Below are 20,937 nucleotides of genomic sequence, written 5' to 3'. Positions count from 1 at the left end.
GAACGGGGGGGCGGCTGTTGACGCCGAGCCTGTGATCCGCGGTCCGGGGCGCGCCGCCCGTCACGGTGCTCTGCGCCCTCGGCCGGATCGCCTTCGACCTGACCCCTGGTCGGATCGGCGCCGAACGACGACGGACGACCGCGGCGGGGTCGCGGTCGCCCGCCCCCGCCAGACCGGCGGCTCCTGGGAAGCCGCCGGTGCGTGGGTAACGCGTCGATGAGGTCTGGGACTCAGCCCAGCCAGGTCCAGATCTCATTGGGGCCGGTATTGCAGGTGTACTGCAGGAGTTTCGCGCCATTGGCGGTCGAGGCGTTCTGGACGGCGATGCATTTCTGGCTCTTCGCGTTTCTGATCATGTAGTAGTCGTATCCCCCCTGGGTGGTTCTGGCGTTGTCCTGGAACCACCGCTGGTTGGCGCCGTAGTTGCAGGCGTACTGAATGATGGGGGCGTTGTTGTCATAGGATGCGCCGTAGACGGTCAGGCATTTCCCGCTGGAGCGATTGACGATGATGAAGCTGTCGTCCCCGGCGGGTACCCATTCCCACTGCTCATTGCTCTGCCTCGGGCTGACGCAGCTCCAGATGTCCAGCTGGACGTTTCCGCTGGCGTAGTTCGGGTTGTCGATGCACTTCTGCGAGCCGAAGCCGCGGATGACCCAGTAGGTGGCCGCGTTCGCGGGAGACGATGCGGCCAGCACCGTGACACCGAGGACGACGGCACCGAACAACGCCATGATGGAACGATGCATTCTCATGTGGTTCCTTTCATGATTCGAGATCTGCCGGAGGCGGCAGGTGCTCGTGCGGCCCGATGATGGCACCGACCGCTACCGACACACTCCTCGGCGCCTACTGATGCACTCCTGGACGCCGGACGCGCAGGTCAGGGCCGCTTTCAGGCGGTACGTACGTGAAATGAGCGCGGCATGCGCGCAGGCTCGTCCGGCGATCGCGACCCCGGCCGTAGCAGGGTGATCCGGCCGTAGGGTCGTCCACGCTCGGGCCGGCGCTCGCGTGCGTCGTCATCGGCGGCCGCCCCTGGATGGCGCCCGGCATCGGTATTACTGTGCAGCTGTGGTGATCGACGCCTTCGAGCGTTCGGCCGGCGATCCGCCCATCGACTTTCGGATGCTGGGGCCCCTGGCGGTCGAGACCGCCGGTGTCGAGCGGGTGATCGGCGGGCCGCGCGAGCGCACCGCCCTGGCGATGCTGTTGCTGGAGCGCAACCAGGTCGTCCCGCGTGATCGGCTGATCGAGGCGGTGTGGGCCGACGACCCGCCGTCGACGTGCCATCAGCAGGTTCAGACGTGCATCTCGCTGCTGCGCCGGAGTCTGGCACTGGCCGGCGCCGTCCACGTGATCGAGACCCGGCGGCCGGGTTACCGCCTCCTGGTCGAGGACCGGCAGGTCGATCAGAGCCGGTTCGACGCGCTGGTCGCGGCCGGCCGGCGAAGCCTGGCCGACGATCCGGCCACGGCGGAACGGCTCCTGCGTGAGGCGCTGGGGTTGTGGCGTGGACGGCCACTGGCGGACATCGACAGCGCGCTCGTCAGGAAGATGACCTTCACCCTTGCCGAGGCGGAGTGCGCCGCGGCGGAGGACTGGTTCGACGCGCTGCTGGCGCTCGGCCGGGTCGAGGAGGTCTACCTGGAGGCGGCGGCGCTCGTCATCCGGCATCCGCTGCGTGAACGGTTGCTGCGCCAGCACATCACCGCGCTGTACCGGGCCGGACGTACGGCCGACGCGCTCGCCGCCTATCGCCGGGCCCGGGACCTGTTCGTCGAGGAGCTGGGTGTGGAGCCGGGTCCACAGCTCCAGGATGTGCAGCGCGCGATCCTGGAGCACGACGCCGGCCAGTGGACGGCACGGTCGGCGCGGCCGCCGTCCCCGCCGTCCCCGCCGGTCACCTCGGCCGTCACCTCGCCTGCCACCTCGCCGGCCACGTCAGCCGTCGCCCCACCGGTCGCGTCACCGGTCGCGCCGGCCGTCACATCGGCGGTGCCCAGGCAACTGCCCCGGTTCGCCGGCGACCTCACCGGCCGGGAGCACGCCGTCGCGCGCTTGCGCGCGCATCTGTCGTCGGGCGCCACGACCGCGCCCATCGCCGCGCTCAACGGACCGGGAGGTGCGGGCAAGACCGCGCTGGCGATCCACGTGGCGCACCTGATCGGCGACCGGTTCCCGGACGGTCAACTGTACGTGACGTTCGGCGGGGGCGGCCGGCGCCGCCGGTGGACCGACGTCGATGTGCTGGAGCGGCTCCTGCGCAGTCTCGGCGTGCCGGGCACGGGCATCCCGCACGAGGTCGACGACCGGTTGTCGCTGTACAGGACCATCATCGCGGGCCGGCGGCTGCTGCTGGTCCTGGACGACGCGGCCGACGAGGGCGATGTCCGCGAGCTGCTCCCGGCCACACCCGGCTGCGCGGCCATCGTCACCAGCCGGCCCCGCCTGACCGGCCTGGACGATGTGCTGCACGTCGACGTCGACGTCTTGGGGCCATCCGAGGGCGTCCGGCTTCTCCTCCACCTGACCGGTCGCCGCATCGGCGCGGGCGAACTCGACGCGACGCGGAGCCTGGTCGACCTGTGCGGAGGCATGCCACTGGCACTGCAGATCGCCGGCGCCCGGCTCGCCGCCCGTCCGCACTGGACCGTCGCCGGCTTCGCGGCGCGGCTGGAGTCGGAGCGGCGCCGCCTTGACGAACTGGCGCACGGCGACCTCGCTGTCCGTCCGAGCATGGCGCTTTCCTATGAGGGCCTTGGCGCGCCGGCCCGCCGGTTGTTCCGCCGGCTGGGTTTGCTGGAAGTGGAGGACTTCGCGGCCTGGGTGGCCGCACCGCTCCTCGGCACGACCATGGACGAGGCCGCCGAAGTGCTGGAGGATCTGGTCGGCGCCCGCCTGGTCGAGGTCGGCGGCGACGAGCAACGGGGCCCGCGGTACCGGATGCACGAGTTGCTGCGGGTGTACAGCCGCGAGCGGCTGGCCGCCGACGAGTCGCCCGACGACCGGAACTTCGCCCTGGTCAGGCTGCTCGGCTGCCTGTTGCATCTGGCCGAGGAGGCGCATCGGCGGTACTACGGCGGCCCTCACGACAGCATCATCCACAGCGACGCCACCCGTATACCCCTTGACCGGGCATCGGTGGACGCGCTCCTGTCCGACGGGTTGCGGTGGATGGAAGGCGAACGCGCGCTTCTGGTGGCCGCGGTCGCACAGGCCGCCCGGGCCGGGCTCACCGAGTTGTGCTGGGACATCGCCAACGCGAGCCTCACCCTGTTCGAGCTGGGGGCGTACTTCAACGACTGGCTGTCCAGCGCGACGATCGCACTGCGAACCACCCGGCGCGCCGGAGACCGGCGCGGGGAGGCCGTCATGGAGCTGGCGCTGGGCGAACTGGCCACGTTGCATTCCGACCCGCACACCATGCTGCGGCACATGTCCGCTGCGGCCCGGCTCTTCGAAGCGATCGGCGAGCGGCACGGCCACGCGATGGCCGTGCGTGGCACGGCCGGCGCGATGCTCCTCCTGGGCAGGCTGAACGAAGCCGCGGACGGCTTCCGCGCGGCTCAGCGCCTGATCGCTCCCATCGACGACTCGAGCACCAAACTGCACATCCTCTACAAGCTCGCCTTGATCGAGATCGGCCAGGGCCGGCTCGATCGCGCGGAAGCCCCACTGCTTGAGGGACTCGCGATCGCGGGCGATGGCACCGACCGGCGTGTCAAGCTCATGCTTCTGCATCGTCTCGGCGAGGTCTATCTGGAGCGTGGCGAGTGGGCGCGGGCGACGGAGGTGCTTCGCCCCTTGTTGACCGGCACACAGGCCGTCGGCGACAAGATCGGTGAACTTCACATCCGGTTGACGCTGGGCCGCACGGCCGCCCGCATGGGCGACATGGCGGAGGCGGAGGCGCAACTCACCACCGCACTGGGTACGGCCCGCCCGCTCCGCATCACGGTGTTGCATGGTCGTCTGCTGTTGGCGCTCGGCCAGGTGCACGCGGCCGGCGATCGGCACCACCTCGCCGAGCCGCTCATGCTGCGGGCACTTGCCGTGTTCCGCGACAACGGGTTCGTCCTGTGGCAGGTCTCGGCTCTGGACGCGCTGGGACTGCTGCGCCGGTCCACCGGAGACCGGGACGGCGCCGAGGCGGCGTGGCAGGAGGCGCTCCATCTGGTCAGCACACTGAGCGGCGGCGACGGCACCGGCCTCAGCGCCCGGCTCGTCCAACGACTGTCCACCCTGTCGAGTGGCGCCCCCTCTCCCGACGAGGACCGGCAGACCGTGCTGGCGACGATTTGACCCCGGGCTCGACCCGCGCAGACGCCGATCGGGCCCATCAAGTCGACGTACGGATCGTCCTCGGTCAGGCACGCGACGGATCTCAGGCCGCCTGCAGGTGTCTGGCGAGGAAGTCGCGGATCAGCGCCGCCACCTGCTCGCCGGCGGTCTCCAGGAGGAAGTGGCCGCCTTCGAACAGGTGGATCTCCGCGTTGGCGGTGTCGCGGGCGAACGCGCGGGCCCCGTCCGGGCCGAAGAACGGGTCGTACTTGCCCCACGTGGCCAGCACCGGCACCTGCTTGCTGCGCAGCCATTCGTGCAGCGCCGGATACAGGGGCGGGTTGGTGGCGTAGTTCAAGAACAGGCTCAGCTGGACCTCCGCGTTGCCCGGCCGCGAGAGATAGGCGTGGTCGAGGTGCCAGGTGTCCGGGCTGACGATGCTCGGGTCCTCGACGCCGGTCACGTACTGGTCCCGGATCGCCTCGAGGGTGAACAGCCCGCGCAGCGCCGCCTCGTTCTCCGGGGTCTGCTCCCGCTGGTAGCGCCAGATGCCCTGCCAGGTGTCGGCGACGAAGCCCTCGTCGTAGCCGTTCCCGTTCTGGCTGATCACCGCGACGACCGCGTCGGGGTCGCGGATCGCCAGCCGCCAGCCGATCGGGGCGCCGTAGTCCTGGACGCCGATCGCGTAGCGGGTCACACCCAGTTGCCCGAGCAGTCCGGCGGTGAGGTCCGCCAGCGCGTCGAAGCTGTAGTCGAACTCCTCGACCGGAGGCGCGTCGGAGAGCCCGAACCCGAGGTGATCGGGGGCGATGACCCGGTACCCCTCCAGCCGGGGGATCAGGTCGCGGAACATGAACGAGCTCGTCGGGAAGCCGTGCAGCAACACGATCGTCGGCATGCCCGCCGTTCCGGCCTCCCGGTAGAAGAGTCGGTGCCCCTCGACCGTCGCGTACCTGTGGTGCACCACCGCACTCATCGCCCTAACCCCCATAGTCATCTTTGTTGGTTAGACGGTAAGCATGGGAGTGTAACCTTGTCAAACAAGAATGGAGGTTAGAACGACGATGAAGGTCGAAAGCCTGGACGAGGGGCTGCTCCTGGCCCTGCTGAACACGACCCCGACCGTCGCCGGAGAGGTGACCGATCGTCTCGCCGACCCCGAGGAGGCCGGCGCCTGGATCGCGGAACACGCGGGCGAAGCGCATCTCGGCGAAGACCTCGCACTTCTGCGCTCGACCCGCGACACGCTCCAGGCACTGGTGCACGACCAGGCCACGCCGGCGGCGCTCGCCCCGGCGCTCCACGGCGTCAGCTACCAGCCGTTCATCAGCGACACCGGCATCAGCTGGCGGCTCGCGACGCCTCGCGAGCACATCCTGGCGGCCCGAGCCATCGTGGCCTGGGACGCGCTCCGGCGCACCGCCCCCGGCCGGCTCCGCGCCTGCGAGAACAAAGACGAGTGCACGCTCTTCTTCGTCGACCACTCCAAGAGCAACAGCGCCCGATGGTGTTCGATGGCCGGCTGCGGCAACCGCATGAAAGCGCGCCGCCACTACGAACGCCGGAAGAACGCCCCGACCATCACCTGACATCCCACCGCCATGACGGCCATGGCGCTCGGGGGCGGGCTGAACGTTTCAGCGCCGCGGCCCGGGCTCTTCTCGGTCGCCGATCGGCTCGCCGGGACCGGCAGGCGGTGGCGTTCGCCCAGGCTGAGGCGGGCGTCGGTGCGGCAGCGACCGGCCGCCGCGCGAAGGGTGATCAGGCGGCGTCTCACCCGGCGGACGCCGTGACGGGCGACCGATCGCGACCCTCCACCTAATCTTTGATCCCGGGACGTCGGTCGGCGGTGCGCCGCGTGGCGTGCCGGTGGACCCCGTCCCCGACCGGCGCTCTGAGGCGGGCGGCGGCTGCCCGTCGTCGTTGCCGAAAGGACGCCCAGATGAGACGGAGTCTCGCCACTTTCGCGGTCACCGGACTGGCCGCCGCGCTGGTCGTCTCCGGTGGAGTCGCAGCGGTGACGATGCCGGCGGCGGCCGCCGCCGGGTGCAAGGTGACCTACAAGATCGTCAATCAGTGGGGCGGCGGCTTCCAGGGCGATGTGGCCATCACCAACCTCGGCGACCCGGTCAGCAGCTGGAAGCTGGAGTTCGACTTCCCCGACTCCGGCCAGAGGATCGGGTCCGGCTGGAACGCCACGTGGACGCAGTCCGGCGCGCACGTGACCGCGACCAGCATGTCCTACAACGGCTCCATCGCCACCAACGCCACGGCCAGTGGCATGGGGTTCAGCGCGAGCCTCACGGGCGCCAACCCCGTGCCCAACACCTTCTGGCTCAACGGCGTCATGTGCAGCGGGCCCGTGACCCTCACCCCCACCCCCACGGTCACGCCCACCCCGACGCCGACGCCGACCGTGACGCCCACGCCCACGCCGACGCCCACCCCCTCGCCGGGGACGCCGCGCCCCGGCGTCGGGCCGTGCACGCCGGGCACGAGCTACCCCAACCCGCTGCCGTCGACGTCGGTGTCCGCCACGAAGATCCGCGACGGGTTCAACTTCCTGGAGGGCCCGGTCTGGGACGCCACCACCCAGACCCTGCTGCTGTCGCTGATGCGTGACGGCACCGGTTCGGAGGGCGTCCAGCCCGCGGACGTGCTGCGCTTCACCGAGCCGAACACCTTCGAGACCTTCATCGCCGGTTCCGGCAGCAACGGCCTGGCGCTCAGCCGGGACGGAGGCACGTTGCTGGCCGCGACGCACGACCAGCGCAGCGTCTCCTCCTTCCGCCTGTCGGACCGGACGCGGGGCGTGGTGGCCTCCTCCTACCAGGGGCACGCCTTCAACTCGCCGAACGACCTCACCGTCGGAGCCGACGGCACCGTCTACTTCACCGACCCCGACTTCCAGCGCGCGAACCGCACGGACCAGATGTCCGGCCGCACCGGCGTGTTCCGGGTCAAGAACGGCGTCGTCTCGCTGATCGACGACACCATCCGGGAGCCGAACGGCATCGTGCTCTCCCCCGACGGCAAGACGCTCTACGTCGGCGGCAACGGTTCGGGGAAGGTCTACAAGTGGCCGGTCAACGCCGACGGCAGCGTCGGCACGCGCGCCGACTTCGCGTCCCTGAACGGTTCTGACGGCGCGACGATCGACTGTGCCGGCAACCTCTACCAGGTGTCCTACAACGACGGCAAGGTTCACGTGTACGCGCCGTCCGGGGCCCAGCTCGGCACCATCTCCGCCGGGCTGAACACCACCAACGTCGCCTTCGGCGGCTCCGACGGCCGGACGCTGTACATCACCTCGGGCACGCCCTCCCGGGGCGGTAACAGCGGCAACTTCGGCCTCTACCGCGTCCGGCTGAACGTCCCCGGCTGGCCGTACTGACCTCGCCGTCACCTCGCCCGGGCCGGGTGCCCTGCCCGGGCCGACGGTCGCGCCTGGTCAGGCATGGGAGGGGATCTCGCCGCGCTGGTGGGCGCGCCGGTCGCCGCTCGTCCGCGGTGTCGGACTACCTCGCCGCGATCGGGTCGAGTGTCCTCTGAGCTTTCTCCGCTCCGCCCGTGATGGATCCCGGTCCGGCGGCCCGCATGGTCGTGCGGTCCCAAGGAGCCTCGGCCGGCCCGGGCGAGCCGAGTGCTCGTATGTCGCCGCGAGCCCGGCGCGGGCGGGGTGGGCCGGCTGATTTTCTCGCGGGTTCTGTCACAGGGCCGGTGGGCTGTCCTGTCTTAGCTGGCGATCGGGGTCCGGCGTCCAGGTGCGTGACCCGTCCCGAGCGTCCCTTTGGTGGCGGTGCGATCCGCCCCTTCCCGAACACCGAGGCAGGACACCCATGGAACACCCGCGACCGCCAGAGTCCGCCGCCGCCTCGGCGGCACGGATCGACACGCTCGACAGTCTCCGCGAGCACCTGCAGTGGGCGATCGAGCTGGAGCACGCGACCTTGCCGCCGTACCTGTGCGCGCTCTACTCGCTCGATCCGGACCGCAACCCGGAGGCCGCCGAGGTGGTGGGCGGCGTCTTCGTCGAGGAGATGCTGCACCTCGTGCTGGCCGCCAACCTGCTCAACGCCGTCGGTGGCCGGCCGCGGCTGGACAGGCCGGAGATGCTGCCACCGCACCCCCGGCGGTTGCCGCACGGCGACAGGTCCCTGGAGCTGTCACTGCTTCCCTTCGGCGCCGAGGCGCTGGAAATGTTCCTGCGTCTCGAACGGCCGGCACCGCCCGGCGGTCCGGCGGAGGGAGACGCCTACGAGACGATCGGCCAGTTCTACGCCGCGATCGAACAAGGACTGCGCGACCTGTGCGACCGGCTCGGCGAGCAGGCGGTCTTCTGCGGCGACCCGTCCCGCCAGGTGAGCGCCGGCCACTTCCGGCACACCGCCGGGCGGCTGGCAGCGGTGGACGGTCTGAAGTCCGCGCTGGCGGCGCTGGAAGAGATCGTCGAGCAGGGCGAGGGTGCGGCGGGCGGCGAGGTCTGGGACGGCGACCAGGATGTCTTCCACCCCGAACGGGACGAGGTCGCGCACTACTACCGGTTCCAGGAGCTCAAGGCCGGCCGGCGCTACCAGCGGGGCGACACCCCGCAGACCGGGCCCACCGGCGAGACGATCTCCGTGGACCCGGCCGGCGTCCTGCCGATGCGGCGGAACCCGCGGCTGGCCGACCACGCCCCGGGCAGCCCGATACGCGCGGCGCAGGAGGAGTTCGGCCACGGCTACCGCGACCTGTTGCAGGTGCTGCAACAGGCTTTCAACGGCCACCCCGAGCTGCTCGGGCAGGCCACGCGCGCCATGTACGCGCTCAAGGCCCAGGCCCAGGCTCTGATGCGAACGCCCGACGAAGACGGCACCACGGCCGGGCCGATCTTCGAGTACCTACCGCCCGAGTCACGCTGACCAAGCGCGCACCTCGACGGCGCGCCCAGCCTGCGGCAGGGATGATCACTGGCCGATGCGGCCGTCGATGCGCTCGCGCAGCAGGTCGGCGTGGCCCATGTGGCGGGCGTACTCCCAGATCATCCCGACCAGCACCTCGCGCAGCGACATCAGTCCCCCGCCGCTGCCGTGCAGGTTCTCGGGGTCGTCGGCGGTGACGTCGAGATCGGGCGCCCCGGCGACGTACCGCTCGGCGAAGTCCACCTCGGCGCGCCACGCCTCCCACGCCTCCGCCACCACCTGGGGGTCGGGAACGGCGCCGTCGAAGTCACCGTCACGGTCGGTGTCGGAGCAGTACAGCCGGGGCACGTCGTGACCGGCCATCAGCACCCGGAACGTCGCGCGCTCCACCTCGGCCAGGTGCCGCACCAGCCCGAGCAGCGACATCGTGGACGGCTCGACCGACCGCCGTGCCATGGCCTCCGCGTCGAGATCGGAGCACTTCATCTCCAGTGTGAGGCGTGCGCAGCGCAGGTTCTCGATCAGTGTGGTGCGCTCGTCGCCCAACGTCGGCCCGTTCTCCCGCGGGTCGTCGTCGGAGGGCTTGCCGTCCGCGGTGAACATGTCCGCTCGTCGTGTCGTGGCCATGGCGGCCATCATCGGTGACGCGCCCGGCGGCCGACAACGGATTTAACGCACCACACAGGCGCGTGGCGGGGCACACGCTCATCGCGCGCATCACCGTGCCCCGCCGCCGGCCCGCGCGATCAGCCCTTGGAACGGCCGGCCGGAGACCAGATCAGCAGGCCGAGGCACATCTCGTCGCTGGTGCCCTCACCCCACACGACGTACCGGGGCGGCAGGCCCTGCAGAGCGGGCAGCATCCTGCGCAGCCCCGCGTCGTGGGTGCAGGTCACCCGGAGGGTGTCCCCGGCCTTGACGGCGAGGGGCTTCGGCAGCGGCCGGATCGCCTGGTCGTCGAAGTTGTAGACCGGGATGTCGAGCAGGGTCCGTTCGCCGGGCTTGCCGGGGTTGAGCTGGATCGTGATGGACCGGCCGAGCAGGTGCATGTGCCCGGCGACGCCGTAGATGGTCGCCGGCCCCGGGACCGGGCGGTCGCAGTGCTGGGTCGGGCCGGGGGGAACGGCCGCGCCCTTGGCGCAGAACTCGCTGAGCATGCCGAGCGTCTGTTCGGCCTGTGCCCCGAAACGGTGGGTCAGGTCGCCGACGGCGGCCTTCCGGTCGCACAACGGGCCGGACTCGCCGCTCGCGCAGGGGAGTTCGACGGGGGCCGGGAGCCGCGCGGTCTGCAACGGGGTGTAGCCCTTCTCGCCGTCGGCGACCCGCAGCCGTATCCCCGACCGGTCGCTCTGGCCGGGCTTGCCGTCGGTGGCGAGCAGGTTGTAGTGCACCTGCATGATCAACCGGCTGCCGGCCGCCATCGCGTAGCCGACCTTCTGCGAGAACAGCGTCTCGTTGGCCCCCGGCGCCCAGTGGCCGACCCAGGCGCCGTCCTGGACGCCGGCGTCGCCGAAGCACGTCCATCCCTCGTCGGGCGTGCGGGCGTCGAGGTCACGGGCGGCCTTCGCCTTGTCCGGGCCGATCTGGAAGATGATCGCGTGGTGCACGATCGCGGTGTTCTGCGGCAGGAACTGGCTGCCGGTGAGGAACGCCGGACCGGTCAGGCCGGGGTCGAGCAGGAAGCAGCGGTATTCGTCGGTTCCTCCCGACGGGGCGGCCGGGGTGTACGGCTTCGGCGGCTTAAGGTCGACGAACCGCTCGGACGGGCGTAACGGCTGGGGCGGAGGCGCCTTGAACGGTCCCCCGTGGCCGGCGTGCGTGCCGGCGGTCGTGCCCGTGCTCGCCTGCGGCGAGCCGGATGGGGTCCCGTGCCCGGCCACCGAGGATCCGGTGGTGGGTGACGGTCCGCACGCGGCGACGAGAAGTGTCGTGGCGAGTGCGACGGCTGCTCCGGTCAGCGCCGTGTGCTTCACTTCGGGCTCCTGCTCTCCACCGGGATGGCCCCCGTGAGCTCACGAACCGGCACCGGGAATGCCGGTCCTGTTGGCTCCAGCCTGCCGCGCGGGACCCTCGTTCCTCCATACGCCGCTCGGCTGAGCCGCTCCTCCGACCGGCGGAGGACATCCCTGAGATCACCCCTGACTTTCGGCCCGCGATTTCGGCCCGCACTTACGGCGGGCCGGACCACACGACGGTGGCCGTCCCTGGGCCGCTTCGGTCATGGCCGAGGTGGCATGCGCCCCGCGTGGCCGGGCGAGGCCGCCCGTTCACGCCGGCCGTTCACGCCGGCCGTTCACCTGGCGCCGTCGCCCGACCGGCCGGCCGGGGTGACGGCGTACTGGGCCTCGCCGCGGAAGACCCCGGCGTGGCGGCGGGCGAACTTGGCGAAGGTGGTCGGCTCGACGCCGAAGCGCTCGTGGGTGCCGAGGTCGACGGTCGAGCGGCCCAGCCTGCGGCGCTCCGCGAAGAGCTGCCCGAACGCGGTCACGCGCGGCGCGGGGTACCCGGCCTCGGTCCAGGACCGCTGCTTGTCCTCGATGGAGACGTCGCGGTAGCGGACGGGCCTGCCGATGGCGTCGGAGATGTGCCGGGCGGCCTCGGTCATGGTGAGGGCCTCGGGGCCGGTCATGGGGTAGATCGCGCCTTCGTGGCCGGGCGTGGTGAGCACGGCGTAGGCCACCTTGGCGATGTCGTCGATGTCGACCGGGGCCAGCGTGGTGTCGCCGAGCGGGAGGCGCAGTTCGCCGGAGGCGACGATGTCGGGCACCTCCTCGAAGTACACGTGCATGAACTGGCTCGGCTGCAGCACCGTCCAGAGCGCGCCGGAGGCGTACAGGTACCGCTGGATCTGCTCGTGACTGCGGCTGGACCGGAACCTCTCGTTGTCGAACCCATCGGTGGAGTCCTTGCCGGAGAACTTCACGATGTGGCCGACGCCCGCCCTGACCGCGGCGTCGATGAACGTGCACTGGGTCTCCAGCATCAGCGGACCGGCACCGGAGATCATCAGCACCCGGTCGACCCCGGCCAGCGCCGGCTCCAGCGTCTCGGGCCACAGCATGTCGCCGTGGACGATCTCGACGCCCGGCAGGCCGCGCAGGCCCTCCGCCTTCGCCGGCTCCCGCACGAGCGCCCGGACGGGCCGGCCGCGCCGCGCGAACTCCCGCACGACCGCCGAGCCGGGACGCCCGTTCGCGCCTGTGATGAGGATCATCGCTTCTTCTTCCTGTTCGGAGGATGGCCTCCCGCCCGAGGGGGCCTGCGATGCACAGTACATATCGATACCTGTTAGTACAACTTCGGAACTAGAAGGTTCTGTCCGACGCGGAAGCTCGGTTAGACTCGGCGACGTGGGAGGCACGCGGAACTATGGCGACGCCTGCGCCGCCGCGCACGCCCTTGACCTGGTCGGCGAGCGCTGGGCCCTGCTGGTGGTGCGCGAGTTGCTGCTCGGCCCCAAGCGCTTCAGCGACCTGCGCGCCGGGCTGCCGAACGCCGGCCCCAACCGCCTGTCGCAGCGGCTGCGCGAACTGGAGGAGTCCGGCATCGTGCGGCGCCGCAAGCTCGGGCCGCCCGGGCGGTTCTGGGTGTACGAGCTGACCGAATGGGGGCGGCAGCTCCAGCCGGTGCTCATGCACCTCGGCCACTGGGGCCGGCTGTCCCCGTTCCGCGACCTCGACGCCGGCATCAGCGTCGACGCGCTCATGCTGGCGCTCCAGGGGGACTTCGACGCGGAGGCGAGCGGCGGCCTGACCGCGACCTACGGGCTGGTCTTCGGCGACGACCACATCACGGTGCGCGTCTCCGGCGGCCGCATCGACGTCGCCCGCGGCGAGCCGTCCGCGCCCGACGCGACCGTCACCGCCGACACCCGGACGTTCGCGGGCCTGATGACCGGCAAGCTCGGCGTCCAGGAGGCCGTGAGCGCCGGCCAGGTCACCGTGTCCGGCGACCTGGCCGCGGTCGGGCGCCTGTTCGCCTCACTCCCCCGGCCCCGGACCGTCGCGGCGCCGCCGGCATAACCCGCCGCCGGCGCGATCGGCCGTCGAGCTCGCCGGCGGGGCCGCGCCGGCCGTGGTGCTCGTCCTCACCCAGCCCCTGTCCCGACGACCTGACCTCTTACCTCGTATATCGATAGTCGACAGATGATCACCGTTAGTCGATCGAAGGAGAGATGACGGGGAGGCTGCCGGTGCTCGCGCTGCGCGTCGTGCCCGTGGCGCTGCTCGCCGGGTCGGTGTTCGTGCGGACGGCGATGGTGCCGTTGCTCGCCATCGACCAGGAGGAGCTGGACGCGCACTACGCCTACCTGCGCACCCGTTCCTGGTGATCATGGTCCTGGGTGTCGTGACGGTCCAGGTCGTCCTGGTCTGGGTGTGGGGGCTGGTCACGATGGTGCGGCGCGGGACGGTGTTCTCCCACGCTGCCTTCCGGTACGTGGACATCGTGATCGGCGCCATCGTGGCTGCCGCCCTGGTGATGTTCGCGCTCCCGGTCCTGCTCGCGCCGGGTGATCCGGCGCGTCCGGCTGAACGGCGTCAGGCGGTGGCCGAGTCACGGTGGGCGACGGGGGCGTCCAGCAGGGTGCGCGCCGAGCGGTGGATCTTCGCCAGGGCGCTGAGCAGATGTTCGCGTTCCGCCTCGGTGAGGTCGGCGGTGACCGCCTCCTCGAGCAACCGCCGCTCCCTCTCGATGGGCGCCCGCAGGGCGCTTCCGGCGTCGGTGAGCCACAAGCGGACCAGCCGGTTGTCCCGGTCGTCGCGGCGCCTGGTGAGCAGGCCGGCCGCGGCCATCCGGGTGGCCGCCTTGACCACGTTGGGGGTGGTGACGTTCAGGGCGGCGGCCACCTCGCCGGGGGTGCGGCCGTCCTGCCGCCACAACACCGCGAGCAGGTGATCTTGCCCCAGGTGCACCCCGTGACGGCGCATGGCCACCTCGGCCGCCGCCCGCAGCGCCTTCGACATCTTGCTGTGCAGGTCCAGGAACTCGGGCATGACAGGGCCTTCCGGTGTCGGGGACGCGGTGCGGTTCGATTGACGGCCAGATCGTGTACCGGTTAACGTTCTGCCATCGTTAACCGGTACATGACTTGGGAGCTCTCATGATACTGATCACCGGCGCGACCGGGAACGTCGGCCGCGAGCTCGTCCGAGGGCTGGAGGAGACCGGCGCGCCCTTGCGCATCCTGATCCGCGACCCGGTCCGCGCCGCCGCGCTGCCCGGGCGGGCCGAACGGGTCGTGGGGGACCTGAGCGAGCCGGCGACGCTGCCGCCCGCCTTCGCCGGAGCCGACCGGCTGTTCCTGCTCACCCCCGGCATCGGCCTGGACCACACCAGGCATGCCGTCGCCGCCGCCCAGGCCGCCGGGGTGCGCCACATCGTGCACCTGTCCTCCTTCAACGTGCTCGGCGACCCGATGCCCGCCATGGGCCGCTGGCACCACGAACGCGAGCAGGTCATCCGCGCGTCCGGCATCCCGGCCACGTTCCTGCGGCCTGGCGGCTTCATGACCAACGCCCTGGACTGGCTGCCCACCATCCGCGAGGCGGGTTACGTCCTCGATCCGATCGGCCCTGGCCGGTACGCGCCGATCGACCCCGCCGACATCGCCGCCGTCGCCGCTCTGGCCCTGACCGGCGAGGGCCATCAGGGCAGGGAGTACGTGCTCACCGGTGAGGAACTGTTCACCGTCACCCAACAGGTCGAGATCCTCGCCGCGGCGGCCGGCCGGGACCTGGAGGTACGGACGGTGACCACCGCGGAGCAGGCCGTCGCCTCCCGCTTCCCAGGCGGGGCGCCCCCCGCGCTGGCCGAGGCCATCGCCGAGGGGTTCCATCTCATGCGCGCCGACACCACCGGGTTCCGCACCGACACCGTGGAACGCCTGCTCCGGCGCAGGCCCCGCACGTTCGCCGACTGGTGCGCGCGCAACGCCGGCGCCTTCAGGCGCACGTCCTGAACGAAGCAGGACAGGCGCGCCCGGAAGGGGCGGGCGCGGGTCAGCGGCTCAGCACGGTCTCCCTGTCCACCCGCGACAGCTTCTCGGGATTGCGTACGGCGTAGAGCCCGGTGATGAGGCCGTCGTCGATGCGCACCGCGATGAGGGTGTCGATCTCGCCGTCGAGCCGGAGCGCCAGCGCCGGGTAGCCGTTGACCTGCACGGGTTCGACCGACATCTCCTGGCCGATCTTGCGCACTCCGGCGGTCAGCACGCGGGCCACCCGGCGGGCCCCGACGATGGGCGACAGCGCGGCCTTCCGGACCCCGCCGCCGTCCCCCAGGAAGACGACGTCCGGAGCGAGCATGTCGAGCAGGCGCTGCAGGTCACCTGTCTGGACCGCCCGCTGGAACGCCTCCAGGGCGCCGCGGGTCTCGGCCGCGGAGACGACCCCGCGCGGCCGGCGCGCGGCGACGTGGGCCCGTGCCCGGTGGGCGATCTGGCGGACCGCGGCCGGGCGCTTGCCGACCGCCTCGGCGATCTCGTCGTAGTCCAGGTCGAACACCTCCCGCAGCACGAACACCGCCCGCTCGGTCGGCGCGAGCGTCTCCAGCACCAGCAGCATCGCCATCGAGACGCTGTCGGCCAGTTCCACGTCCTCGGCCACGTCGGGAGTGGTCAGCAGCGGTTCGGGCAACCAGGGACCGACGTAGGACTCCTTGCGCCGGCCGAGGGTGCGCAGCCGGCTCACCGCCTGCCTGGTGGTGATCCGGACAAGGTAGGCGCGCTGGTCGCGCACGGCGCCGAGGTCGACGCCCGCCCACCGCAGCCAGCTCTCCTGCAGGACGTCCTCGGCGTCGGCGGCCGAGCCGAGCATCTCGTAGGCGACGGTGAACAGCAGGTTGCGGTGGGCGATGAACACCTCGGTGGCGGAGTCCATGCGGTCGCCGCGAGCGGGCGCCTCCCCTGTGCCCGTCGTCGGCTCGCTGCCCTCGTTCATCGCCGGCTCCCGCCTGTCGGTTCTCGACTGTGCCACACGCACAAGACGCCGGCCCGCACCAATGTGTGACACCCGCGGCCGGTGGCGCACGTCACACGGGTGCGCTGTCACAGCGGCCGGACCGCCGGCATCTGGTGTCCGTCAGGACGCCGCGCGAACGATCCGCGCGGCACGCGGCTTCACGCGGCTTCACCTGACTTCGCACAGACGGACACGCTCGGACGGGAGCTCGGTCATGAACGAACACACCACACAGCGGCGGGTGGCACTGATCACCGGGGCGAACAAGGGGATCGGCCACGCGACCGCCGGACGGCTGGCCGCGCTGGGCATGACGGTCCTGGTCGGCGCCAGGAACCCCGGGCGCGGCCAGGACGCCGCCGCGGCCCTGCGCGCGGCGGGCGGCGACGCGCACGCCCTCACCCTGGACGTCACCGACCCGGAAACGATTCAGCGGGCCGCCACGTGGGTCGAGGAGCGCTTCGGCCGCCTTGACGTGCTGGTGAACAACGCCGGTATCGCCGGCGCCGGGATGGACCAGGTCGCGCCGGAACTGGCCCGCGGGGAGATCCCGAGCTCCGTGGACACCGGCATGGTCCGCGCGGTGTTCGAGACCAACGTCTTCGGGGTGATCGCGGTGACCAACGCCATGCTCCCGCTGCTGCGGCGCTCACCGGCGCCGCGCGTCGTGAACCTCAGCAGCACCGGCGCGTCGCTGACCATCACCAGCGACCCGGACGGCCCGCTGGCGGGGCTGCCGCAGTCGGCCGCGTACGTGCCGTCCAAGACCGCCCTGAACGCGCTGACCGTGCAGTACGCCAGTGAGCTGCGCGAGGCCGGAATCCTGGTCAACGCCGCCTGCCCGGGCTTCTGCGCCACCGACATCAACAACTTCTGCGGGCACCGCACCGCCGCGCAGGGCGCCGCGGTCGTGGTGCACCTGGCCACCCTGGGCGCGGACGGCCCGACCGGCGGCTTCTTCAGCGAGGACGGCCCGGTGCCCTGGTAGTCGTCGGGTGAACGGCCCGGCCCTGCGACCGGCCCGCCCCGCGTGGGCGGGCCGGCGTCGGGCGGCTCATCGCTCGCTCCCCAGGATGCCGGGCCCGTGGCCGCCGGCGTCGGGAGCTGTGCGGCTCACCGACCTCAGGAGGTGAAGTTGGCGAAGGCGGTGCCGACCGCGTTGATGGTGCTCGTCTCGTCGAGGGTCTGCTTGTCGACGGCGAGGTTGGGTGCGGCCGCCGCCGCCTTGTTGGTGTCGTAGGTCTGCCGCTTGAGCGTCTTGCCGTTGAAATCCTGGATGGTGATCTGGGAGATGCGGAAGACGGGCCGGGCGTTGTCGCCCAGTTCGCTGGCGACCCGCATCGTGATCTTCCGGAGGCCGGCGTCCACGGTGACGCTGTCTCGGAAGGCATGGCGGGTCGGGGTGAGTTCGTGTTCGAACTGCACCGTCTGGCAGGTGAAACCGGTGTAGCAGAGCTTTGCCTCGCCGTGGATGGTGGCGGTCGCGGCGTGCGCGCCGCCCGCCGTCCCGGCTAAGCCGGCCGCCGCGGCAGCGGCGCTCACCGCCAGTGCCGTCATTCGCCGCCGAACAGTCATGATCGGTTCCTTTCTCAGGGGGACTGTTCTCTTGCAGTCCCGATGAGCTCAAGGTAGGAGCGTCCTGTCCTGCATTCCGTGCCGAAGTACGCGCTGTCGTTGTGACCTCCATCACCTGGACGGGGCCGGCGCGAGGGCGGCGCAGGACACCTGGGCCAGCGCCGCGGTCAGCTCGCCGGCGGGCCGGGCGGGCAGGTCCCGGGAGCGCCAGGCGATGTAGCCGTCCGGCCGGACCAGGCTCGCGCCGTCCTGGCCGACGCCGTAGGCGCGGAGGAACTCCTCCGGCTCCCGCGGCCGGAGCCGGTCGCCGATCCGCCGGCATTTCACGGATACGCCGGTCCGTTCGCTCGCCCGCTCGGCCGCGGCGGCCCAATGGTCGTGGCCGGCCAGCAGGACCCACCCGCGCTGGAACAGGTCCAGTGTGGACAGCCGCTCGCCGTCTCCGCTCAGCCACAGGTGCGGCGCGCGGGTGCCGGGCTGCCCGGCCCACCGCTCGGGCCGCGCCGCGGGCGGCAGCTCCTCGCCGGCCGTCAGCACCGCGGCCGACCGGTACAACTGCCCGAACTCCATGGCCTCCTCGTCGAGGATCGGCGTACCGGCGTCGCCGGGAGTCTCGGTGAACCGGCGGTGGTCGGCCCGGGCGAAGATCTGGTCGTGGCGCAGCCACGCGACCGGGCGTCGCTCGGCGTCGTAGGTGCCGAGCAGCCGGGGCGCCGACACGCCCGAGAGCACCGAGGACAGCTTCCAGGCGAGGTTGTGCGCGTCTTCGATGCCGGTGTTGGCGCCGTAGCCGCCGCGGGAGGGGGGCAGCGTGTGCGCGGCGTCCCCGGCGAGGAAGACCCGGTCGGAGGCGAAGCGGTCCGCCACCAGGGCACTGAGCTCCCAGCGGCCGGTGGTGATCAGCTCGACCGGAAGGTCGGTCCGGCCGATCGCCTGGAGCACCGTGGACTTCAGCGTGTCCGGGTCGCGTTCCCGGTCGTCGGCGAACATCAGCACCCAGCGGCCGTCGCCGTAGGTGGTGAGGAACGCCTGGAGTCCCGGCTGGTCGATCTGGAACTGGCTGACCCCCGACTCCAGGTACTCCTCCAGCGGGGCCCTGAACAGCACGCTGCGCGAGGTGCCGAGGTGGCCCCGGCCGCCTCGGCCGATCCCCAGCGCCTCCCGGACGGGGCTGCGGGTCCCGTCGGCGGCGAGCAGGTAGCCGGCCCGCACCTGACGCTCGTCGCCGTCGCCGGTGCGCAGCACGGCGAGCACCCCGTCGTCGTCCTGGCGCCAGGTCAGCAGTTCCGTGCCGAACCTGAGGTCGGCGCCGAGTTCGGCGGCCCTGTCGCGGAGCAGGGGTTCGAGCCGGTCCTGGGCGATCGCCGCGCCTCTGCACGGCGAGTACTCGATCGCGGGCGCCTCATCCGGGGGCCCGTCATCGCCGCGCGGAGTCCAGGGGGTCTCCTCCGACCACGGCCCGGCCAGGCTCTGGACCCGGGCCCGGCGCAGCCGCGCGCCGGGCGGCACCTGCGGCACGTGCGAGCCCAGGCCGACCGCCCGGAGCAGTTCCATCGTGCGTGGCGTGAAGCCGACGGCACGTGGGTGCGGCGAGCTCGCGGCATGGCGCTCGGCCACCAGCGTGGGGACCCCGTGCCAGGACAGGAACACCGCCGCCGACAGGCCGACCAGCCCGCCGCCGGCGACCAGCACCGATGTCTCTTCCGTTCGCATGACCCTCCTCGGCCCGCGTGGGTGGGTGAACCGTCAGGGGTTGCCGGACGGTCTCTCTGGCCGGGCCGCGTCGCCGAGGCCGGTGTGCAGGATCTCCAGCGCCCGGCCGACGGTGTCGGTGAGGGTGGCGGCGATCCGCTCCGGCGAGGCTCCCGCGCCGCGCAGCCGGGTCGCCTCCTCGATCATGGCGCCGACGGTGGTCAGGATGTAGGCGGCGATGGCCCGTGCCGCGACGGGCCCCAGGTGGGCGGGCACCCGGTCGGACAGGATCGCCGCCAGGTCCTCCTGGTAGCGGGCGCCGCGCAGCCGCAGGGCGTCCTGCAGGGTGGGACTGTTCTGGATGATGGCGAAGACGCCCGCGAGCCGGTCGTCGGCCGCGGCCCGCGGGTCTTCGCCGTGCGGCGCCTCCGGCAGCGGCGGCAGGTGGGCGAACATGCGCGGCAGCTCCCGCTTGAGGAACTCCGGCAGCGGGGTGCTCAGCGGGAGCTGGTCGATCATGTCGATCAGATCGGCCTCGACCGGGCGGTGCCAGGCCAGCAGCAGGTCCTCTTTGGCCGGGAAGTGGTTGACGACGGTCTGTTTGGCGACGTCGGCGGCCTGGGCGATCTCGGCGATGGTCACCGCGTCGTACCCTCGCCCGGCGAACAGGGCCAGCGCGGTGCGGGCGATGCGGTCTCTGGTCTCACGGCGCCGCCGCTCGTGCCGGGACGGCGCGGACGCCTCCTGTGGCTGCGCCCGGCCGGCGCCGCCTGCGTTGTCCTCCATGGTGGTACCGTACCATCTTTGTACTGGTACTAACAATGGCATGAGCCCACACTGGCATGCGACGCCGCCGTACGGCCGGAAGGATCCACCGGCCGGGAACCGGGCGATGTCGGCGCTCATTTGCTAGTTTCATTAGCGTCCTGGTCTACGTCAGGAGTGTTGATCCCTGTGCTCAGTAGGGACGATCCGGCCGCGTACGAGCGGCTGTGCCAGGAGTACGGCGATCGTCTCCACGACTACTGCCGATCGGCGCTGGACGACGACGAAGCCCTCGCGGCGACGGCCGGGGCGTTGCAGGCGGCCCTCGCCCACTCCCATCGGCTGCCCGACGCGACGCGGCTGCGCGCGTGGCTGTACTCGCTGGCCCGCGCCGAGTGCCAGGCCCGGCAGGACGGCATGGGGCACAAGGGCGCCTCCGCGCGGCGGGGACGCGACGGCGCCCCGGAGGTCGCGCTGGAGGTGCTGGCGAGCCTGGAGCCGCGTGAGCGGGAGATCCTTGATCTGACGCTTCGTCATGGGTTGAAGTCCGACGAGGTGGCCCGGGTGCTGGACATCTCGGTGGAGTCGGTTGAGTCGGCGGCGCGTGCGGGGCGGCGTCATGCCGAGCAGTGGCTGGCGGCGGTCATGGACGCCAGGGGCGCCGAGCCGCGGTGTTCGGTGCTGCCGGGGCTGGTGAGGTCGTGGGCGGAGTCGCCGACGCGGCTGCTGCGCGCGCACATCACCCGGCACATCCGCTC

19 protein-coding genes and 1 pseudogene are annotated in these 20,937 nt (G+C 71.7%); 10 read left to right on the top strand and 10 right to left on the bottom strand.

Annotated elements, in window-relative coordinates:
* Positions 1-230: 230 nt before the first annotated feature.
* Positions 231-749: an RICIN domain-containing protein gene (locus tag ABZU32_RS37640; protein ID WP_354930681.1), complete on the bottom strand. Its 519-nt coding sequence runs from the start codon at positions 747-749 to the stop codon at positions 231-233.
* Between the two features lie 325 nt (positions 750-1,074).
* Between ABZU32_RS37640 and ABZU32_RS37635 the strand changes: the two genes are divergently transcribed.
* Positions 1,075-4,305 (top strand): BTAD domain-containing putative transcriptional regulator, encoded by a 3,231-nt coding sequence (locus tag ABZU32_RS37635; RefSeq protein ID WP_354930678.1) that lies wholly within the window; start codon positions 1,075-1,077, stop codon positions 4,303-4,305.
* An 82-nt stretch (positions 4,306-4,387) separates the two neighbouring features.
* On the opposite strand, the gene ABZU32_RS37630 is transcribed toward ABZU32_RS37635, so the two are convergent.
* Positions 4,388-5,260 (bottom strand): alpha/beta hydrolase, encoded by an 873-nt coding sequence (locus ABZU32_RS37630; RefSeq protein ID WP_354930675.1) that lies wholly within the window; start codon positions 5,258-5,260, stop codon positions 4,388-4,390.
* A gap of 88 nt (positions 5,261-5,348) precedes the next feature.
* Between ABZU32_RS37630 and ABZU32_RS37625 the strand changes: the two genes are divergently transcribed.
* The 3 genes from ABZU32_RS37625 (at position 5,349) to ABZU32_RS37615 (ending at position 9,188) form a co-directional block, all read left to right on the top strand.
* On the top strand, positions 5,349-5,873 hold the full coding sequence (locus ABZU32_RS37625) for a CGNR zinc finger domain-containing protein (RefSeq protein ID WP_354930672.1): 525 nt from the start codon (positions 5,349-5,351) through the stop codon (positions 5,871-5,873).
* Positions 5,874-6,226: 353 nt separating this feature from the next.
* Complete coding sequence (locus tag ABZU32_RS37620) at positions 6,227-7,678, top strand: SMP-30/gluconolactonase/LRE family protein (protein ID WP_354930669.1); 1,452 nt, start codon at positions 6,227-6,229, stop codon at positions 7,676-7,678.
* Positions 7,679-8,123: 445 nt separating this feature from the next.
* Positions 8,124-9,188: a ferritin-like protein gene (locus tag ABZU32_RS37615; protein WP_354930666.1), complete on the top strand. Its 1,065-nt coding sequence runs from the start codon at positions 8,124-8,126 to the stop codon at positions 9,186-9,188.
* Positions 9,189-9,233: 45 nt separating this feature from the next.
* On the opposite strand, the gene ABZU32_RS37610 is transcribed toward ABZU32_RS37615, so the two are convergent.
* The 3 genes from ABZU32_RS37610 to ABZU32_RS37600 all read right to left on the bottom strand — a co-directional run bounded on the left by ABZU32_RS37610 (position 9,234) and on the right by ABZU32_RS37600 (position 12,402).
* The gene (locus ABZU32_RS37610) at positions 9,234-9,815 is read right to left on the bottom strand and encodes a DinB family protein (RefSeq protein WP_354930663.1); all 582 of its coding nucleotides are present in this window, start codon (positions 9,813-9,815) and stop codon (positions 9,234-9,236) included.
* Between the two features lie 119 nt (positions 9,816-9,934).
* Complete coding sequence (locus ABZU32_RS37605; protein WP_354930660.1) at positions 9,935-11,161, bottom strand: monooxygenase; 1,227 nt, start codon at positions 11,159-11,161, stop codon at positions 9,935-9,937.
* A 320-nt stretch (positions 11,162-11,481) separates the two neighbouring features.
* A complete protein-coding gene (locus ABZU32_RS37600; RefSeq protein ID WP_354930657.1) occupies positions 11,482-12,402 on the bottom strand; it encodes an SDR family oxidoreductase in 921 nt (306 codons plus the stop codon).
* Between the two features lie 136 nt (positions 12,403-12,538).
* Here ABZU32_RS37600 and ABZU32_RS37595 point away from each other — a divergent pair, with 136 nt between their 5' ends.
* The 3 genes and pseudogenes from ABZU32_RS37595 to ABZU32_RS37585 form a co-directional block, all read left to right on the top strand.
* A complete protein-coding gene (locus tag ABZU32_RS37595; protein WP_354930654.1) occupies positions 12,539-13,210 on the top strand; it encodes a winged helix-turn-helix transcriptional regulator in 672 nt (223 codons plus the stop codon).
* Positions 13,211-13,362: 152 nt separating this feature from the next.
* Positions 13,363-13,518, top strand: a complete 156-nt coding sequence (locus ABZU32_RS37590; protein WP_354930651.1) for a hypothetical protein — start codon at positions 13,363-13,365, stop codon at positions 13,516-13,518.
* A 2-nt stretch (positions 13,519-13,520) separates the two neighbouring features.
* Positions 13,521-13,643: pseudogene (locus tag ABZU32_RS37585) on the top strand (DUF2975 domain-containing protein); the annotation flags it as partial.
* Positions 13,644-13,726: 83 nt separating this feature from the next.
* Here the strand turns inward: ABZU32_RS37585 and ABZU32_RS37580 are convergent.
* Positions 13,727-14,182 (bottom strand): MarR family winged helix-turn-helix transcriptional regulator, encoded by a 456-nt coding sequence (locus tag ABZU32_RS37580; protein WP_354853122.1) that lies wholly within the window; start codon positions 14,180-14,182, stop codon positions 13,727-13,729.
* Between the two features lie 107 nt (positions 14,183-14,289).
* On the opposite strand from ABZU32_RS37580, the gene ABZU32_RS37575 reads away from it, so the two are divergent.
* Positions 14,290-15,147, top strand: coding sequence for an NAD(P)H-binding protein (locus ABZU32_RS37575; RefSeq protein WP_354930648.1), 858 nt, complete (start codon positions 14,290-14,292; stop codon positions 15,145-15,147).
* A gap of 40 nt (positions 15,148-15,187) precedes the next feature.
* Here the strand turns inward: ABZU32_RS37575 and ABZU32_RS37570 are convergent, their stop codons facing one another.
* Positions 15,188-16,066, bottom strand: coding sequence for an RNA polymerase sigma-70 factor (locus ABZU32_RS37570; protein ID WP_354930750.1), 879 nt, complete (start codon positions 16,064-16,066; stop codon positions 15,188-15,190).
* A gap of 295 nt (positions 16,067-16,361) precedes the next feature.
* Here ABZU32_RS37570 and ABZU32_RS37565 point away from each other — a divergent pair, with 295 nt between their 5' ends.
* Positions 16,362-17,135: an SDR family oxidoreductase gene (locus tag ABZU32_RS37565; protein ID WP_354930645.1), complete on the top strand. Its 774-nt coding sequence runs from the start codon at positions 16,362-16,364 to the stop codon at positions 17,133-17,135.
* Positions 17,136-17,269: 134 nt separating this feature from the next.
* Here ABZU32_RS37565 and ABZU32_RS37560 read toward each other — a convergent pair whose 3' ends face one another.
* The 3 genes from ABZU32_RS37560 to ABZU32_RS37550 form a co-directional block, all read right to left on the bottom strand.
* The gene (locus tag ABZU32_RS37560) at positions 17,270-17,722 is read right to left on the bottom strand and encodes a hypothetical protein (RefSeq protein WP_354930642.1); all 453 of its coding nucleotides are present in this window, start codon (positions 17,720-17,722) and stop codon (positions 17,270-17,272) included.
* A gap of 111 nt (positions 17,723-17,833) precedes the next feature.
* Positions 17,834-19,435, bottom strand: a complete 1,602-nt coding sequence (locus ABZU32_RS37555; protein ID WP_354930639.1) for an FAD-dependent monooxygenase — start codon at positions 19,433-19,435, stop codon at positions 17,834-17,836.
* A 33-nt stretch (positions 19,436-19,468) separates the two neighbouring features.
* Positions 19,469-20,200 carry a helix-turn-helix domain-containing protein gene (locus ABZU32_RS37550; RefSeq protein WP_354930636.1) on the bottom strand — a complete coding sequence of 244 codons (732 nt, stop codon included), beginning with the start codon at positions 20,198-20,200 and terminating at the stop codon, positions 19,469-19,471.
* Between the two features lie 168 nt (positions 20,201-20,368).
* Here ABZU32_RS37550 and ABZU32_RS37545 point away from each other — a divergent pair.
* Positions 20,369-20,937: sigma factor-like helix-turn-helix DNA-binding protein (locus tag ABZU32_RS37545; RefSeq protein WP_354930633.1), on the top strand; the 569-nt coding region annotated here is incomplete at its 3' end.

It is taken from the genome of Sphaerisporangium sp. NPDC005288 (assembly GCF_040607475.1).
In the GTDB taxonomy this organism is placed as follows: Bacteria; Actinomycetota; Actinomycetes; order Streptosporangiales; family Streptosporangiaceae; genus Sphaerisporangium; species Sphaerisporangium rhizosphaerae.
This window is presented reverse-complemented; position numbering and strand designations above follow the sequence as displayed.

Coding starts and splice junctions, on each gene's coding strand:
- ABZU32_RS37640 (WP_354930681.1), bottom strand. CDS start 749: ATGCATCGTTCCATCATGGCGTTGTTCGGTGCCGTCGTCCTCGGTGTC.
- ABZU32_RS37630 (WP_354930675.1), bottom strand. CDS start 5,260: ATGAGTGCGGTGGTGCACCACAGGTACGCGACGGTCGAGGGGCACCGA.
- ABZU32_RS37625 (WP_354930672.1), top strand. CDS start 5,349: ATGAAGGTCGAAAGCCTGGACGAGGGGCTGCTCCTGGCCCTGCTGAAC.
- ABZU32_RS37620 (WP_354930669.1), top strand. CDS start 6,227: ATGAGACGGAGTCTCGCCACTTTCGCGGTCACCGGACTGGCCGCCGCG.
- ABZU32_RS37615 (WP_354930666.1), top strand. CDS start 8,124: ATGGAACACCCGCGACCGCCAGAGTCCGCCGCCGCCTCGGCGGCACGG.
- ABZU32_RS37610 (WP_354930663.1), bottom strand. CDS start 9,815: ATGGCCACGACACGACGAGCGGACATGTTCACCGCGGACGGCAAGCCC.
- ABZU32_RS37600 (WP_354930657.1), bottom strand. CDS start 12,402: ATGATCCTCATCACAGGCGCGAACGGGCGTCCCGGCTCGGCGGTCGTG.
- ABZU32_RS37590 (WP_354930651.1), top strand. CDS start 13,363: ATGACGGGGAGGCTGCCGGTGCTCGCGCTGCGCGTCGTGCCCGTGGCG.
- ABZU32_RS37580 (WP_354853122.1), bottom strand. CDS start 14,182: ATGCCCGAGTTCCTGGACCTGCACAGCAAGATGTCGAAGGCGCTGCGG.
- ABZU32_RS37575 (WP_354930648.1), top strand. CDS start 14,290: ATGATACTGATCACCGGCGCGACCGGGAACGTCGGCCGCGAGCTCGTC.
- ABZU32_RS37570 (WP_354930750.1), bottom strand. CDS start 16,066: ATGGACTCCGCCACCGAGGTGTTCATCGCCCACCGCAACCTGCTGTTC.
- ABZU32_RS37565 (WP_354930645.1), top strand. CDS start 16,362: ATGAACGAACACACCACACAGCGGCGGGTGGCACTGATCACCGGGGCG.
- ABZU32_RS37560 (WP_354930642.1), bottom strand. CDS start 17,722: ATGACTGTTCGGCGGCGAATGACGGCACTGGCGGTGAGCGCCGCTGCC.
- ABZU32_RS37555 (WP_354930639.1), bottom strand. CDS start 19,435: ATGCGAACGGAAGAGACATCGGTGCTGGTCGCCGGCGGCGGGCTGGTC.
- ABZU32_RS37550 (WP_354930636.1), bottom strand. CDS start 20,200: ATGGAGGACAACGCAGGCGGCGCCGGCCGGGCGCAGCCACAGGAGGCG.